Here is a 15,965-nt window from a genome sequence, read left to right as displayed (position 1 = left end):
GTATCAAAACGGCTCATGGCGCGGTCTCCGGCGCGGCGCTGGCTTGCGCAGGCGCCTCGTCGTGGCGGCTGCGCGAGCGGAACCAACTGCGGATCAGCAGGAAGAAGACCGGCACCATGAAAATACCGAGCACGGTCGAGGCCACCATACCGCCCAGCACGGCCGTGCCGATGGCGTTACGCCCGCCGGCACCGGCGCCGGTGCCAATGGCCAGCGGAATCACGCCAAAGCCAAAGGCCAGCGAGGTCATCAGGATCGGGCGCAAGCGCAGGCGCACCGCCTCCACCGTGGCATCAAACAGGCGCTTGCCCTGCTCTTGCAGCTGCACCGCAAATTCGACAATCAAGATGGCATTCTTGGCCGCCAAACCCACGGTGGTGAGCAAGCCCACCTGGAAGTACACGTCATTGGTCAGGCCCCGGGTATAGGTGGCGGCCAGCGCGCCAATCACCCCCAGCGGCACGGCCAGCATCACCGACAGCGGAACGGTCCAGCTCTCGTACAGCGCGGCCAGGCACAGGAACACGAACAGGATCGAGATCGCATACAGCATGGGCGCCTGGGCGCCGGACTGGCGCTCTTGCAGCGACGCGCCGGTCCATTCATAGCCAAGGCCGGCTGGCAGCTTGGCCAGGATGGCTTCGACCTCCTGCATTGCTGCGCCGGAGCTGATGCCGGGTGCTGCGCGGCCTTCGAACTCGTAGGCCGGGCTGCCGTTGTAGCGCAGCAGCTGGGGCGAGCCGTAGGCCCAGTGCGTGTCGGAGAACGCACCAAAGGGCACCATTTCGCCGTTCTTGTTGCGCACCGTCCATTTGGCGATGTCCTGCGGCAGCATGCGGTGCGGCGCATCGCCCATGATGTAGACGCGCTTAACGCGGCCATTGTTCAGGAAGTCATTAACATAGGTGCCGCCCATCGCGCTGGACAGCACGCTGTTGATGTCGGCATACGACAAACCCAGCGCTGCGGCCTTGCGGTCGTCCACATCCACACGCAATTCGGCCGCATCGTCCAGATTGGTCGTGCGTACTGCCGTCAGGTTCGGGTTGGCGCGCATGGCCGCCAGTACCTGGTTGCTGGCTGCCAACAGCCCGTCGTGGCCGATGCTGTTCATGTCCTTGACCATGAAGTTGAAGCCCGAGCTGGCACCCAGACCGCGCACGGCTGGCGGCAGGATCACCAGCACCCGCGCATCGCGGATGCGCGACAGGTCTCTCGTCGCCTTGTTGGCAATGGCCGCGGAAGACTGCGACGCGAGCTGGCGTTCATCCCAGGGCTTGAGGCGGATGAAGCCGCGCGCCGAACTTTGGTCACCGTTGAGGCCCGAGACCTGGTTGAAGCTGATGATGTCGGGCTGCTTGAGCAGGTATTCGCGCACCTCGTCGAGCACGTCCTGCAGGCGCGCATCGGCTGCGCCGGACGGCAGGTTGACGTTCACATACAGAAAGCCCTGGTCTTCATCGGGCAGGAACGAGGTCGGCAGCTTGTGCATCAGCAGCCACACGCCCAGCAGCACGGCGATGAAGATCAGCATCATGCGCTTGGCGCGGCGCAGGCTGCGGGCGACGATGCCCTGGTAGCGGGTGGCGGTGCGGTCGAAATTGCGGTTGAACCAGCGGAAGAACCGGTCGCTGATGCCAAACAGGCCCTTGCGGATGGCGCGCTCATGGCCGCCGGCATGCTCGGGCGCCTTCAGCAGGGTGGCACACAGCGCCGGGGTCAACGTCAATGCGACAAACACCGACAGCGCCATCGCCGCCACAATGGTGATCGAGAACTGACGGTAGATCACCCCGGTGGATCCGCCAAAGAAGGCCATTGGCACAAACACCGCCGACAAGGTCACGCCGATACCGACCAGCGCTGGTGTGATCTCCCGCATCGAGACCTTGGTTGCCTCCTTGGCGGACATGCCCGTCTCGTGCATCACCCGCTCGACGTTCTCCACCACGACGATCGCATCGTCCACCAGCAGGCCGATCGCCAGCACCATTGCGAACATCGTCAAGGTATTGATGGAGTACCCGGCGATCGACAACACGCCAAAGGTACCCAGCAGCACCACCGGCACGGCAATGGCCGGGATCAACGTGGCGCGCAGGTTCTGCAAAAACACGAACATGACGATCACCACCAGCACCATGGCCTCGCCCAGCGCAGCGACCACCTCGTGGATGGAGGCGCGCACAAAGGGCGTGGAGTCCGAGCTGACGAAGTAATCGATCTGGTTGGGGAAGTACGGCTTCATCTCGGCCAGCTTGGCCGCAACGGCATCGGACACGGCCATCGCATTGGCGCCATCGGCCAGGATGATGCCCATGCCGGCGCCGCGCATGCCGTTGAGCTTGGCCTGCACGTTCAGGTTTTCGGCGCCCAGCTCCACGCGGGCGACATCCTTCATGGTGACCACCGAGCCATCGGTGGCGGCCTTGAGCACGATGTCCTCGAACTGGTCCACCGTCTTGAGCTTGGTGCGCGCCGTGATCGTCGCATTGAGCTGCTGGTTGTTCACCGCTGGCAGCGCGCCCAGCTGGCCGGCCGAGACCTGGGCGTTTTGCGCATTGAGCGCATTGGCCAAGTCCGACGGCATCAGTCCGAATTTCTCCATCTTGGCCGGGTCCATCCAGATGCGCATCGCATACGAGGTGCCAAAGACGTTGATGTCGCCCACGCCTTCGAGGCGCCCGATCACATCGACCAGACTGGCATTGATGTAGTCACCAATGTCGACCTCGGTCATCGTGGGGTCTTGGGAGTAGAAGCTGTAGGTGACCAGAAAATCCTGGCCGCCCTTGTTGATGAACACGCCCCGGCTCTTGACCGATTCGGGCAGGCGGTTGAGCGCGCCCTGGATCTTGTTTTGCACCTGCACCTGGGCGACATCGACATTGGTGCCGGGCGCAAAGGTCAAGGTGATGCGGGCCTGGCCAGAGGCATTGCTGGTCGCGCTCATGTAGAGCATGTTGTCGATGCCCTTGAGCTGCTGCTCGATGATCTGCGTGACGGAGTTCTCCACCGTCTCGGCCGACGCACCGGTGTACTGGGTACCGATGGTGACGCGCGGCGGCGCAATCTCGGGGTACTGCTCCAGCGGCAGCTTGGAGATGGACAGTGCCCCGCCCAGCATGATGATGATGGCGATCACCCACGCAAAAATGGGGCGCTGAATAAAAAACTGAGCCATGGATGCAGCCTCGGGTTCTGGGGGGTTACTGGGCTGCTGCCGGCGCTGCGGCCTGGCCGGGCACGCGCCCAGGGCTGCGGACGCGCTCGGCCTGCGCCTTCAGATCCACCTCGGTGACGCGCACCTTGTCACCCTCCTTGACACGCTGGAAGCCATCGACCACCACGCGCTCCCCCGACTTGAGGCCACTGCCCACCAGCCACTGGCTGCCCACGGCACGGTCGAGCTGCAGCGCGCGCTTTTGCACCTTGTCGTCGGCAGTGACCACCAGCACGGTCGGCTTGCCGGTGAGGTCGCGCACCACCGACTGCTGGGGCACCAGCAGTGCATCTGGAGCCACTGCGGTAGGCAACAGCGCCTGCACATACATATTGGGCATCAATACGCCATCGGGGTTGGGGACCTGGGCACGCAAGGTGACGGTGCCTGTCGTGGGGCTGACGATCACCCCGGAGAACTTGAGCTTGGCCTCGTGGCTGTACTCGGTGCCGTCATCGAGCCGGATGCGCACCGGAATCTGGTCGCCTTCGAGGCGCTGAAAGCGGCCCGCCTTCAGGTCGCGCTGCAGCTGCAGCATCTCGGTGCTCGATTGGGTGAAGTCCACATACATGGGATCGAGTTGCACCACGGTGGTGAGCGCCGTCGCCTGGTTGGCGGTGACCAGCGCACCGGGCGTGACCGCCGAGGTGCTGACCCTGCCGCTGATCGGCGAACTGATACGGGTGTACTGCAGATTGATCCGGGCATTGTCCAGCGCTGCCTGGGCGACGGCCACGTCGGAAGCGGTCTGCGCCACCAGCGCCTGGCTGTCATCGAAGACCTGGCGGCTGATGGCATCGATCTTGACCAGCTCGCTGTTGCGCGCTGCATTGCTGCGCGCCGTCTGCGCGGTGGCCTTGGCCTTGGCCAGCGCCGCCTCGGCACTGTTGACGGAGGCCCGCGCGGGCCGGTCATCGAGCTGGTACAGCGCCTGACCGGCCTTGACGGCGGCGCCTTCGGTGAACAGGCGCTTTTCCACAATGCCGTTGGCCTGGGGGCGAATCTCGGCAATCATGAAGGCACTGGTGCGCCCGGGCAGCTCCGCCGTCAGCTGCTGCGATGCTGCCTGGACCGTGATGATGCCGACCTCCGGTGCCTGCGGCGCGGCGGCTGCGGGTGCGGGCTTGTCCGAACACGCAGCCAGCAGACCGATGGCGCCGACCACAGCACCTGTGCGGACCAGACGACCCAACGCGCGGGGGGAGGAGTGCTTTCCGACGGTTGCCAAGGATTGAAACGTTGCCAGGGACTGGCGCGAAAAATTGGAAACATCCGGCATCATCGGTTTTGGCTTCAAGGTAGAGCAAACTACTATTTTTACAGCTAAATATGTAGGCAGTGTAAAGCGCCGCGCGGGATTGCCAGGTTTCAGACCCTGGCTGCGCAAGCCGTACATTTTGCTACATTCGTATCCATTTCGGTGGCCCTTCGGGCCCGGGTATGGGAAAGCGATAATGCGCAAAGGTTCCTAGCTTTACCCACGGCGGCTTATGTTTCAGCCGCTAACGTCCTACGCACATGTCTTCCACCCCCTCTTCCATCGGATTGATTCTGTTGTCCCACGGCTCCAAGGACCCGGTCTGGCGCCGCAATGCGGAACACCTGCTCGCCCAGGTGCAGCAAGCGCAACCCGCCGCTGCCGTGGCTTGCGCCTATCTTGACTGGTGCGACCCACCGCTCGGACCGGCCGTTGCCCAGCTGCTGCAGTCGCATCCCCAATTGACGCAAATCACCATCTGGCCCCTGCTGTTTGGCGTCGGCAAACATGCGAGCGAAGACATTCCCGCGCTGGTCGAGGAACTCGCCCCGCTCCATCCCCAGGTGCAGCTGCGCATTGCCCCGGCGATGGGCGAGGATGCGCGCGTCATCAGCCTGCTGGCGGCCATGGCGGGCGGCTACCTGGAAGGCGCGTAGCCGCGCTAAATCTCCGGCGGCCCCTATGCCGCCGGTACCCGGTTGCGGCAGGCTCCAGCGGGTGCATGCCTGAAAATCCGCCCCAGAGGCTGGATTTCTGCAGAGAGGCTGATTTTTATATTCCAATCAAGCATAATGATGCAAATTCATATTCCGCATCATTGTATGAACCTGCATCAGTTCCGCTTTGTGCAAGAGGCCGCACGCCGCAACCTCAATCTGACCGAGGCGGCGAAGGCACTGCACACCTCGCAACCCGGCGTCTCCAAGGCCATCATCGAGCTGGAGGAGGAGCTGGGCATCGACATCTTCGCGCGCCATGGCAAGCGGCTCAAGCGCATCACCGAGCCTGGGCAGCAGGTGCTGCGCAGCATCGAGATCATCATGCGCGAGGTCGGCAACCTCAAACGCATTGGCGACCAGTACAGCGCGCAGGACAGCGGCACCCTCTCCATCGCCACCACCCACACCCAGGCGCGTTATGTGCTGCCCACGCCGGTGGCACGGCTGCGCGAGCACTATCCCAAGGTGACAGTCAGCCTGCACCAGGCCACACCGGCCGAAGTGGCACGCATGGTGATCGACGAGCAGGCCGATCTGGGCATGGCCACCGAGTCGCTGGCCGACTACCCCGAACTGGTGACCCTGCCCTGCTATGAATGGCAGCACGTGCTGGTCATGCCGCACCAACACCCTCTGGCCCAGAAGGAGCGCATCAATCTGGAGGACATTGCCGCCGAGCCGTTGATCACCTACCACCCATCGTTTACCGGCCGGGGCAAGATCGACGCGGCGATGGCTGCCCGCCAGCTCACCCCCAAGATTGTCCTGGAAGCGATTGACTCGGACGTGATCAAGACCTATGTGCGGCTGGGCCTGGGCATCGGCATCGTGGCCGAGATGGCCATGCGCGATGATCCGCTCAAGGACCTGGCCGTGCGGCCCGTCGGCCATCTGTTTGGCGAAAGCGTGGCGCGCGTGGCCTTCAAGCGTGGCGCATACATGCGTAATTTTGTCTACAAATTTGCCGAGCTGCTCAGCGACCGGCTCAGCCGTGATCTGATCGCCCGTGCCATGGTCGGCCATGTGGCTGACTATGAGCTCTGACCCGCACCCGTCTCCCAACCCAAACCGCTTACTGATCGATAGATCGCAGTCCGGCTCGCCGGCTGCGGTTGTTTTCCAGCCCTGATCACCATGTCCGCCTCCGCCCACACCCCGTCGTTCCCCAGCCGTCTGCCCCATGTGGGCACCACCATCTTCACCGTCATGTCGGCGCTCGCTGCCGAGCACAAGGCCGTCAACCTGGGCCAGGGCTTTCCGGACTTTGGCTGCGACCCGGCCTTGATCGACAGCGTCAGCCGCGCCATGCAGGCCGGCCACAACCAGTACCCGCCGATGACCGGTGTACCGGCCTTGCGCGAGGTGGTGGCCCAGAAGATCGAAGCGCTCTACGGCAAGCGCTACGACGCCAACAGCGAGATCACCGTCACCGCCGGTGCCACGCAGGCCATCCTCACCGTCATCCTCAGCTGCGTGAGCCCCGGCGATGAAGTCATCGTGCTGGACCCCTGCTACGACAGCTATGTGCCCAATATCGAGCTGGCCGGCGGCGTGCCGGTGCGCGTACCGCTGACGCCCAAGACCTTCCGCCCAGACTTTGGCAAGATCGCCGCAGCGATCACCTCCAAGACGCGGCTGCTGCTGATCAACACGCCCCACAACCCCAGCGGCACCACCTGGACCGCGCAGGAGATGCAGCAGCTGCAGGACCTGCTGGCGCCGACCAACATCCTGCTGCTGGCCGATGAGGTCTATGAGCACATGGTGTTCGACGGCGAACGCCATGAGAGCGCATCGCGCTACCCCGGCCTGGCCGCGCGCGCCTATGTGGTGAGCAGCTTTGGCAAGACCTTCCATGTCACCGGATGGAAGGTCGCCACCGTTGCTGCACCGGCGCCGCTGACGGCGGAATTCCGCAAGGTGCACCAGTTCAACGTCTTCACCGTCAACACACCGATGCAGGTCGGCCTGGCCGAGTACCTGAAGGACCCGGCGCCCTACCTGAACCTGCCCGCTTTCTACCAGAAGAAGCGCGATCTGTTCCGCGCCGGCCTCGAAGGCTCGCGCCTGAAGCTGCTGCCCAGCTCCGGCACCTATTTCCAGTGCGTGGACATCTCCGCCGTGACCGATGCCAGCGAAGCAGAGTTCTGCCAGCAGCTGGTCAAGGACCTGGGCGTAGCAGCCATTCCGCTGTCTGCGTTTTATGGCAACGGCTTTGACCAGCAGGTGGTGCGCTTTTGCTATGCCAAAAAGGACGAGACCTTGCTCGCGGCGCTGGAACGTCTGCGCAAGCTGTAAAGCGCCCTCTTCCCTGGCAAAAAGCCCGGCGGGAACCCATCTCGCCGGGCTTTTTGTTGGCTGCCTGCTGTCAGCCGTCAGTGGCCCAGTGCTACAGCAGCACGATATCGTACTGGTCCGAGCCGTCCCGCCCCTCCGCCTGCAGCGAGATCGGCTTGCCAATGAAATCGGACAGCCCGGCCAAATGCTGGCTTTCCTCGTCCAGCAGCATCTCGATCACCGGCGGGGCGGCAAGCACGCGGAACTCCTTGGGGTTGAACTGGCGCGCCTCGCGCAGAATCTCGCGCAGGATGTCGTAGCAGACCGTCCGCACGGTCTTGACCTCGCCCACCCCATGGCACACCGGACAGGAGGTGCAGAGCATATGGGCCAGGGATTCACGCGTGCGCTTGCGTGTCATCTCCACCAGGCCCAGCTGGGAGAACTCGCCGCACATGGTCTTGACGCGGTCGCGCTGGAGTTGCTTGCGCAGCTCATGCAGCACCTGCGCCTGGTGGTCCTCATGCACCATGTCGATAAAGTCCACGATGATGATGCCGCCCAGGTTGCGCAGCCGCAGCTGGCGGGCAATCGCATGGGCCGCTTCCAGGTTGGTCTTGAAGATGGTGTCGTCAAAATTGCGCGCACCGACATAGCCGCCGGTGTTCACATCGACGGTGGTCAAGGCCTCGGTCTGGTCGACGATCAGGTAGCCGCCCGACTTGAGATCGACACGCCGGCCCAGCGCACGCGCTATTTCCTCATCGACCGAGTACAGATCGAAAATCGGGCGCTCGCCCTTGTACAGCTGCAGCTTGGGCAGCGCGGCGGGCATGAACTCCTGGCCAAACTGCTGCAGCAGCACGAACTGCTCGCGCGAATCGATGCGGATCGACTGGGTGTTCTCCGTCACCATATCGCGCAGCACGCGCTGCATCAGGCTCAGGTCCTGGTGCAGCAAGGTTTTGGCGGCCTGCTTGGCGGCGCTTTCCTTGATGCGCTTCCAGACCTTGCGCAGGTAGCTGATGTCCTCGGCCAGCTCGTCGTCGCTGGAGTCCTCGCCATTGGTGCGCAGGATAAAGCCACCGCCGCCACCCGTTTGCGCGGTGCCCACCAGTGCCTGCAGGCGTGCGCGCAAGGCATCGCGCTCGTTCTGGGGAATCTTTTGCGAAACGCCGATATGGTCGTCCTGCGGCAGGTACACCAGCAGGCGCCCGGCAATGCTGATCTGCGTGGACAGCCGCGCGCCCTTGGTGCCGATGGGGTCCTTGATGACCTGCACCATGATCGACTGGCCCTCGAAAATCTGCTTTTCAATCGGCACCTGGGGTTCGCCCTTGCGCGCGAACATCGGCGCCAGGCCGCCTTCTTGGCGCTGCCAGACATCGGCCACATGCAGGAACGCGGCGCGTTCAAGGCCAATGTCGATGAACGCAGACTGCATACCGGGCAGCACACGCGATATCTTGCCGAGGTAGACATTGCCGACCAGGCCGCGCTCCAGAGTGCGCTCATGGTGCAGCTCCTGCACGGCGCCGCCCTCGATGACCGCCACCCGCGTCTCCTGCGGGGCCCAGTTGATCAAAATATCATTTTGCATAGAAGTCATTCTCAGATGGCAAACCCTGCAGCCCGCAGCACATTGGCCGTCTCGAACACCGGCAGCCCCATGATGCCTGAATAGCTGCCGCTGATCCTGGCAATATACGCTGCCGCCCGCCCCTGCACCCCATAGGCGCCTGCCTTGCCCATGGGCTCGCCACTGGCGACATAGGCATCGATCTGCGCGCTGTCCATCACCGCAAACTCCACGCTGGAGACCGACAGGCTGGTCAGGCGCTTGCGCCCGCTTTGCAGCGCCACCGCCGTCAAGACGCGGTGCGTCTTGCCGCTGAGCGCCTGCAGCATCTCGCGGGCCTGTTCTTGCGACTCGGGCTTGCCCAGAATATGCCGGCCCAGCGACACCGTAGTGTCAGAGCAGAGAATCGGCGCCTGCTCCAGCCCGCGCCGCTGCAGGCGGGCGATGGCAGCATCGAGCTTCAGGCCGGTCACGCGCTGAACATAGTCGGTGGCCGATTCGCGCGGCAGCACCTGCTCCAGCGCCTCGGGGTCCTGGGGTTCGGGGTCGTGGTCCTGCGCCACCAGCAGGCGGTGGGCGATACCGATCTGTTCGAGCAGTTGACTGCGGCGGGGTGACTGCGAGGCCAGGTAGACAAAGGAATGCATGGGAGGGGAGCGAGGCCTTGGTTTGAAAAAAGCGCCTGCGCCCATCAATTCAGCGCAAGCAGCTATTATTTTTGCAGCATAACGCATCCAGCAGCCCACTGGCAAGCGGGGATATTGCGCTGCCCTCACCCCGCCTTGCGGCTGGTGCCACCGGCTTACTCGCGGTGGTAGGGGTGGCCTGCGTTGACCGACCAGGCACGGTAGAGCTGCTCGATCAGCAGCACCCGCACCATCGCATGGGGCAAGGTCATGTCCGAGAGGCGAATGCGCTCATGCGCCGCGGCCTTGAACTCGGGGTCCAGACCATCGGGGCCACCAATGATCAGCGCGACATCGTCGCCTTCGAGCTGCCAGCCCTTGACCCGCTGGGCCAGCGCCTTCGTGGTCAGGTTCGTGCCGCGCTCATCGAGCACCACGATGCGCGTGCCACGTGGGATGGCCGCCTCAATGCGCTTGCGCTCGGCGGCATACAGGGTCTCGACAGTCTTGGAGCCACGCGGCTCCGTCTTGACGGCCTTGAGCTCCACCTTCAGCTCGGGTGGGAAACGCTTGGCATAGTCGTCATAGGCGGTCTGCGCCCAATCGGGTACATGCTGGCCCACCGCAACGATGAAAATCTTCATGCGAACTCTCCAATGAAAAAGAGCTGTCCTGCGGGGCAGTACAGCTCTTTGCAACCCGCAGGTTGAGGGGGTTTACTTGGCCTTGCTGGTTGCGCGCTTGGCTGCGGGCTTCTTGGCTGCAGGCTTGGCGGCGGCCGACTTGGCTGCGGGCTTGCTGGCCTTGGGCTTGTTGACCACGACGGTCTTGACGGTAGCAGCAGCACTGGTCTTCTTGGCTGCAGGCTTTTTGGCCACGGTGCCAGAGATCTTCTTGACCGCGGGCTTCTTCGCGGCAACCTTCTTTACCGGTGCAGCGGCCGCGCTGTCAGCGGAGGCAGTCTTGCGTGCAGCGGGCTTTTTCTTGCTGGCTTCGGTGTCCGCAGCAGCTTCGGCCTGGGCCTTGGCAGGCTTGGCGGCCTTGGGCTTGGCAGCGCCCAGCTTCACGCGCACCGGCGTATCGCCCCACATCTCTTCGAGGCGGTAGTACTGGCGAATCATCGGCTGCATGATGTGGGCGACGACAGGGCCGCAGTCCACAATGATCCACTCGCCGTTGTCTTCGCCTTCGGTGCGTGGCTTGGGAAAGCCCGCTTCCTTGACGGCGTCCTTGACGCTGGCCGCCAAGGCCTTGGTCTGGCGGTTCGAGGTACCTGCGGCCACGATCACGCGCTCGAACAGCGGCGACAGGTGCTCGGTATTGAAAACCTGGATATCTTGTGCTTTCACATCTTCCAGCCCATCAACGATGGCACGCTGCAGCAATTGCACAGATTTCTTGGCAGTGGATTCGGATTTTTTGGCGGTGGTCATCAGTAGGTGATGGATGAAAGTGTTTCTACTATAGCGCGTGTTGCAGTTATTGTTGATCGCGTCAACACGCAGTGACAAAAGGGCAAAGCCTTCAAGAGAAGCTGCCGCGCAGCCTGCAATGGGGCATGCGCATGGTCAGCGGAAAGCGAATTATACGCAAGCTGCGCCAAATGGCGCTCTGGTATGGCCTTGCGGCATGGGCGCCGGGCGAGCAAAAGGCGTTCGGGCCTACCCCTGCCGCACGGAGCCGGCAGCCCTGGCGCGCAGGTTCACAGCCAGTCACGCGGCTGCAAAAACTCCGCCAGCAAACGCGCTTCGGGCGAGCCCTCAGGGTCCTGGCGCTGGTAGCTCCAGCTGGCCATGGGCGGCATCGACAGCAAGATCGATTCGGTGCGCCCGCCCGACTGCAGGCCAAAGTGGGTACCCCGGTCCCAGACCAGGTTGAACTCCACATAGCGACCGCGCCGGTAGAGCTGAAAGTCCCGCTCGCGCTCGCCATGGGCCTGGTCCTTGCGGCGTTGCACGATCGGCAGATAGGCCTTCAAAAAGGCATCGCCCACCGACTGCAGCATCGCAAAGCCGCCTTCAAAGCCCAGCTCGGAGAAGTCATCAAAAAAGATGCCGCCGATGCCACGCGCTTCGTTGCGGTGCTTGAGGAAGAAATAGCGGTCACACCACTGCTTGAAGCGCGGGTACAGATCGTCACCGAAAGGCGCCACCGCATCGTGGCAGACCTGGTGAAAATGCTGCGCGTCTTCGGCAAAGGGGTAGAACGGCGTCAGGTCCATGCCGCCACCAAACCAGCAGGTGGCGGGCTGGCCGGGGTGGCCTGCGGCAATCATGCGCACGTTCATGTGCACGGTTGGCACATAGGGGTTGCGTGGATGGAAGACCAGCGACACGCCCATGGCCGTGAAAGGCGCACCCGTCAGCTCAGGACGGTGCTGGGTGGCCGAGGGCGGCAGCTGCGGGCCCCGCACCTGCGAAAAGCCCACGCCTGCACGCTCGAACACCGTACCGCCTTCCAGGATCTTGGTCAGTCCCTGGCCTTGCAGCTTCTCACCGGGCGCCTTTTGCCAGGCATCGGCCAGAAAACGGACATTGCTGCCTGCCTCCTGCTCCAGCGCTTCAACTGCATCGGTGATGGAGGCCTGCAGCGACTGCAGATAGGCGGCCACCGCCAGGGCCTGGGCCCCGGCGTTCAGTTGGTCAACGGAAGAAGACAGCATGTGCCTGGCTCCCTGTGGGCTTGGAGGCCGTCACTTGACCGCGCGGTAGCCGATGTCGTGGCGGTATTGCGCGCCATCGAAATGCACCTGGGCGGCAGCGGCATACACGCGCTGCTGCGCCTGCTTGACGTTGTCGGCCAAGGCGGTCACACACAATACGCGGCCACCGCTGGTGACGGGCTTGCCATCCTGCACCGTGGTGCCAGCGTGGAAAACCATCACTTCTTCTTCGTCCTCGGGCAGGCCGGTGATTGCATCGCCCTTGCGCGGTGCATCCGGGTAGCCATGGGCAGCCATCACCACGCCCAGCGCGGTGCGGCGGTCCCACTGCAGCTCGATCTGGTCGAGCTTGCCGTCGGTGGCAGCCTGCATCACATCGACCAGATCGCTCTTGAGGCGCATCATGATCGGCTGGGTTTCCGGGTCACCCATGCGGCAGTTGAACTCCAGGGTCTTGGGGTGACCGGCCTTGTCGATCATCAGACCTGCGTACAAAAAGCCGGTGTAGGGAATGCCGTCCTTTTCCATGCCACGGATGGTGGGCAGGATGATTTCGCGCATCGCGCGGGCATGCACATCGGCCGTCACCACCGGGGCGGGCGAGTAGGCACCCATGCCGCCGGTGTTGGGGCCCTGGTCGCCGTCCTTGAGGCGCTTGTGGTCCTGGCTGGTCGCCATCGCCGCCACGCTCTTGCCGTCGCACAGCACGATGAAGCTGGCCTCCTCGCCGTCGAGGAACTCCTCGATCACCACGCGGGCGCCGCCGTCGTTATGGGCGACGCCGTACTTGTTGTCCACCAGCATGAAGTCGACGGCATCGTGCGCTTCCTGGGCGGTGGTGGCCACCACCACACCCTTGCCGGCAGCCAGGCCGTCGGCCTTGACGACGATGGGCGCACCCAGCTTGTCGATATAGGCATGGGCTGCCACCGGATCGCTGAAGGTCTCGTACTGCGCCGTCGGAATGCCATGGCGTGCCATGAAATCCTTCGAGAAAGCCTTGGAGCTCTCCAGCTGCGCTGCGGCCTTGGTCGGGCCGAAGATCTTCATGCCGTGCGCGCGGAACTCGTCCACCACGCCGGCGGCCAAAGGCGCCTCGGGGCCGACGACGGACAGCTGCACACCGTTGTCCTGTGCCCATTCACGCAGCTGGACCACATCGGTGATCGGCAGGTTTTCCAGACGCTTGTCGCGTGCGGTGCCTGCGTTGCCCGGGGCTACATAGACCTTGGAGACCTTGGGCGATTGCGCCAACTTCCAGGCCATTGCGTGTTCACGGCCGCCGCCACCAATCACAAGTACCTTCATAGCGCCGCGTTATGGTAAACATCTTGAACATCATCCAGATCTTCCAGCGCGTCCAGCAACTTTTGCATCTTGGCCGCACCTTCCTCATCCAGATCTACGGTATTTTCGGGGCGCATCGTCACCTCGGCCACCTCGGGCTTGAAGCCCGCTGCCTCCAGCGCATTGCGCACTGCCTCAAATTCTGACGGGGGCGTCAGCACTTCGACGGCGCCCTCCTCGTCGGTGATCACATCGTCGGCGCCGGCTTCCAGCGCCACTTCCATGATCTTTTCCTCATCGGCACCCGGTGCAAACACGAGCTGCCCCAGGTTGCGGAACTGGAAGGACACCGAGCCTTCGGTGCCCATGTTGCCGCCATGCTTGCTGAAAGCATGGCGCACATCGGCTACCGTGCGCACGCGGTTGTCCGTCATCGTGTCGACAATGATGGCCGCACCACCGATGCCATAGCCTTCATAGCGGATTTCCTCGTAAGTCACGCCTTCGAGGTTGCCGGTGGCCTTGTCGATGTTGCGCTTGATGTTGTCGGCCGGCATGTTGGCGGCCTTGGCCTTGTCGATGGCCAGGCGCAAACGCGGGTTGGCGCTCAAATCTGCGCCGCCTTGCCGCGCAGCGACCATAATTTCACGAATGATACGGGTCCAAACCTTGCCGCGTTTTTCGTCCTGACGACCCTTGCGGTGTTGAATATTGGCCCATTTGCTGTGTCCTGCCACAGAATTTCCTTTGCTATTGTTTTATCTAGCTAGACTGCGATTTTACTTTTGACTTTGATGCTGGAGAGGAAACCTACGATGGCTGAACCCCTACTGGTTGCCAAAAATGGCACAACGGAGTGTTTTTTGCTTCCTGGCCTGGCCAATCGACACGGGCTGATCACCGGCGCGACCGGCACCGGCAAGACTGTAACCCTTCAGACATTGGCCGAGGGATTCTCGGGCATTGGCGTGCCGGTGTTCATGGCCGATATCAAGGGTGACTTGACCGGCATCAGCCAGGCGGGCCAGATTGGCGGCAAGCTGGCCGCCACCTTGCAAGACCGTGGTATTGGCCTGCCCACGCCCAAGGCCTGCCCCACCACGTTATGGGATGTGTTTGGCGAGCAAGGCCACCCGGTGCGCGCCACCATATCGGACATGGGCCCGCTGCTGCTGGGCCGCATGCTGGACCTCAATGACACGCAGATGGGCGTGCTCAACCTGGTGTTCAAGATCGCCGATGACAACGGCATGCTGCTGCTCGACCTCAAGGACCTGCGCGCGATGCTGTCTTACGTGGGTGAGAACGCCAAGCAGTTCACCACCGACTACGGCAACATCAGCTCGGCCAGCGTGGGCGCCATCCAGCGCGGCCTGCTGCAGATCGAGCAGCAAGGCGGCAACAGCTTCTTTGGCGAGCCGATGCTCAACATCGACGACATGATGCAGACCGTGGGCACGCAGGGGGTGGTCAACATTCTGGCGGCCGACAAGCTGATGAATTCGCCGCGCCTGTACTCCACCTTCCTGCTGTGGATGCTGTCCGATCTGTACGAGAAGCTCCCGGAAATTGGCGACCCCGACAAGCCCAAGCTGGTGTTCTTCTTTGACGAGGCCCACCTGCTGTTCAATGACGCGCCCAAGGTGCTGCAAGAGCGCATCGAGCTGGTCGTGCGCCTGGTGCGCTCCAAGGGCGTGGGCGTGTACTTCGTCACGCAAAACCCGCTGGACATTCCCGACAGCGTGCTCGCCCAGCTCGGCAACCGCGTGCAGCATGCGCTGCGTGCCTTCACGCCGCGCGACCAGAAGGCCGTCAAGGCCACGGCGACCACGATGCGCGCCAACCCGGGCCTGAACATCGAGACCGCGATCACCGAGCTGGCCGTCGGTGAGGCGCTCGTGAGCTTTCTCGACGAAAAAGGCCGCCCCAGCGTGACCGAGCGCGTCTATGTACTGCCGCCGGGCAGCCAGATTGGCCCCATCAGCACCGAGCAGCGCCAGGCCTTGCTGAAGAATTCGCTGGTCGCGGGCGTCTATGACACGCCGGTGGACCGCGAGTCGGCCTACGAGATCCTGAAGGCTCGCGCTGGCCAGGCGACCGCAGCAGCAGGCGGCAAGGCGGGTGCAGGCAGTGCCGCTGGCGAGGATGGCGGCCTGATGGGCAGCATCAACGACATCCTGTTTGGCACCACCGGCCCGCGCGGCGGCAAGAAGGATGGCATTGTGCAGTCGATGGCCAAGTCCACCGCCCGCTCTTTTGGCACCAAGCTGGGCAACCAGATTCTGCGCGGCGTGCTGGGCAGCATCATGGGCGGCAAAAAGTAGCCTGAGGCGC

Annotated in this window: 13 protein-coding genes; 4 read left to right on the top strand and 9 right to left on the bottom strand. The window is 63.4% G+C overall.

Annotation, left to right across the window (positions count from 1 at the left end; genetic code table 11):
* Positions 1-13: 13 nt before the first annotated feature.
* Together AB7A72_RS05370 and AB7A72_RS05365 are read right to left on the bottom strand one after the other, a co-directional pair.
* Complete coding sequence (locus tag AB7A72_RS05370; protein ID WP_239812048.1) at positions 14-3,184, bottom strand: efflux RND transporter permease subunit; 3,171 nt, start codon at positions 3,182-3,184, stop codon at positions 14-16.
* 25 nt (positions 3,185-3,209) lie between these two features.
* Complete coding sequence (locus AB7A72_RS05365) at positions 3,210-4,451, bottom strand: efflux RND transporter periplasmic adaptor subunit (RefSeq protein WP_407064952.1); 1,242 nt, start codon at positions 4,449-4,451, stop codon at positions 3,210-3,212.
* A 290-nt stretch (positions 4,452-4,741) separates the two neighbouring features.
* Between AB7A72_RS05365 and AB7A72_RS05360 the strand changes: the two genes are divergently transcribed.
* The 3 genes from AB7A72_RS05360 (at position 4,742) to AB7A72_RS05350 (ending at position 7,498) form a co-directional block, all read left to right on the top strand.
* Positions 4,742-5,137: a sirohydrochlorin chelatase gene (locus tag AB7A72_RS05360; RefSeq protein WP_369459247.1), complete on the top strand. Its 396-nt coding sequence runs from the start codon at positions 4,742-4,744 to the stop codon at positions 5,135-5,137.
* Between the two features lie 165 nt (positions 5,138-5,302).
* Positions 5,303-6,244: a CysB family HTH-type transcriptional regulator gene (locus AB7A72_RS05355; protein ID WP_239812050.1), complete on the top strand. Its 942-nt coding sequence runs from the start codon at positions 5,303-5,305 to the stop codon at positions 6,242-6,244.
* Positions 6,245-6,334: 90 nt separating this feature from the next.
* A complete protein-coding gene (locus AB7A72_RS05350; RefSeq protein WP_313331600.1) occupies positions 6,335-7,498 on the top strand; it encodes a pyridoxal phosphate-dependent aminotransferase in 1,164 nt (387 codons plus the stop codon).
* A gap of 91 nt (positions 7,499-7,589) precedes the next feature.
* On the opposite strand, the gene rng is transcribed toward AB7A72_RS05350, so the two are convergent.
* From rng to AB7A72_RS05315, 7 genes are all read right to left on the bottom strand, one after another.
* Positions 7,590-9,077 (bottom strand): ribonuclease G, encoded by a 1,488-nt coding sequence (rng, locus tag AB7A72_RS05345; protein WP_312409155.1) that lies wholly within the window; start codon positions 9,075-9,077, stop codon positions 7,590-7,592.
* 11 nt (positions 9,078-9,088) lie between these two features.
* The gene (locus tag AB7A72_RS05340) at positions 9,089-9,703 is read right to left on the bottom strand and encodes a Maf family protein (protein ID WP_312462816.1); all 615 of its coding nucleotides are present in this window, start codon (positions 9,701-9,703) and stop codon (positions 9,089-9,091) included.
* 155 nt (positions 9,704-9,858) lie between these two features.
* Entirely contained in the window at positions 9,859-10,326 is a 468-nt protein-coding gene (rlmH, locus tag AB7A72_RS05335; RefSeq protein WP_116925617.1) for a 23S rRNA (pseudouridine(1915)-N(3))-methyltransferase RlmH, read from the bottom strand.
* Between the two features lie 72 nt (positions 10,327-10,398).
* Positions 10,399-11,115, bottom strand: a complete 717-nt coding sequence (rsfS, locus tag AB7A72_RS05330) for a ribosome silencing factor (protein WP_312409157.1) — start codon at positions 11,113-11,115, stop codon at positions 10,399-10,401.
* 269 nt (positions 11,116-11,384) lie between these two features.
* Positions 11,385-12,344 (bottom strand): oxygen-dependent coproporphyrinogen oxidase, encoded by a 960-nt coding sequence (hemF, locus tag AB7A72_RS05325; protein WP_239812056.1) that lies wholly within the window; start codon positions 12,342-12,344, stop codon positions 11,385-11,387.
* A gap of 30 nt (positions 12,345-12,374) precedes the next feature.
* The gene (gene purD, locus AB7A72_RS05320; protein ID WP_313331595.1) at positions 12,375-13,652 is read right to left on the bottom strand and encodes a phosphoribosylamine--glycine ligase; all 1,278 of its coding nucleotides are present in this window, start codon (positions 13,650-13,652) and stop codon (positions 12,375-12,377) included.
* A complete protein-coding gene (locus tag AB7A72_RS05315) occupies positions 13,649-14,368 on the bottom strand; it encodes a YebC/PmpR family DNA-binding transcriptional regulator (RefSeq protein ID WP_133858840.1) in 720 nt (239 codons plus the stop codon). Before AB7A72_RS05315 ends, purD begins: the two co-directional genes overlap by 4 nt.
* A gap of 78 nt (positions 14,369-14,446) precedes the next feature.
* Here AB7A72_RS05315 and AB7A72_RS05310 point away from each other — a divergent pair, with 78 nt between their 5' ends.
* Positions 14,447-15,955, top strand: a complete 1,509-nt coding sequence (locus AB7A72_RS05310; RefSeq protein WP_312462829.1) for a helicase HerA-like C-terminal domain-containing protein — start codon at positions 14,447-14,449, stop codon at positions 15,953-15,955.
* The last annotated feature ends 10 nt before the right edge of the window (positions 15,956-15,965 follow it).

The organism is Comamonas sediminis (assembly GCF_041107495.1).
Classification (GTDB): domain Bacteria; phylum Pseudomonadota; class Gammaproteobacteria; order Burkholderiales; family Burkholderiaceae_C; genus Comamonas; species Comamonas sediminis.
The sequence above is the reverse complement of the archived record's forward strand: the minus strand, read 5'-3'. Positions and strand labels throughout refer to the sequence as shown.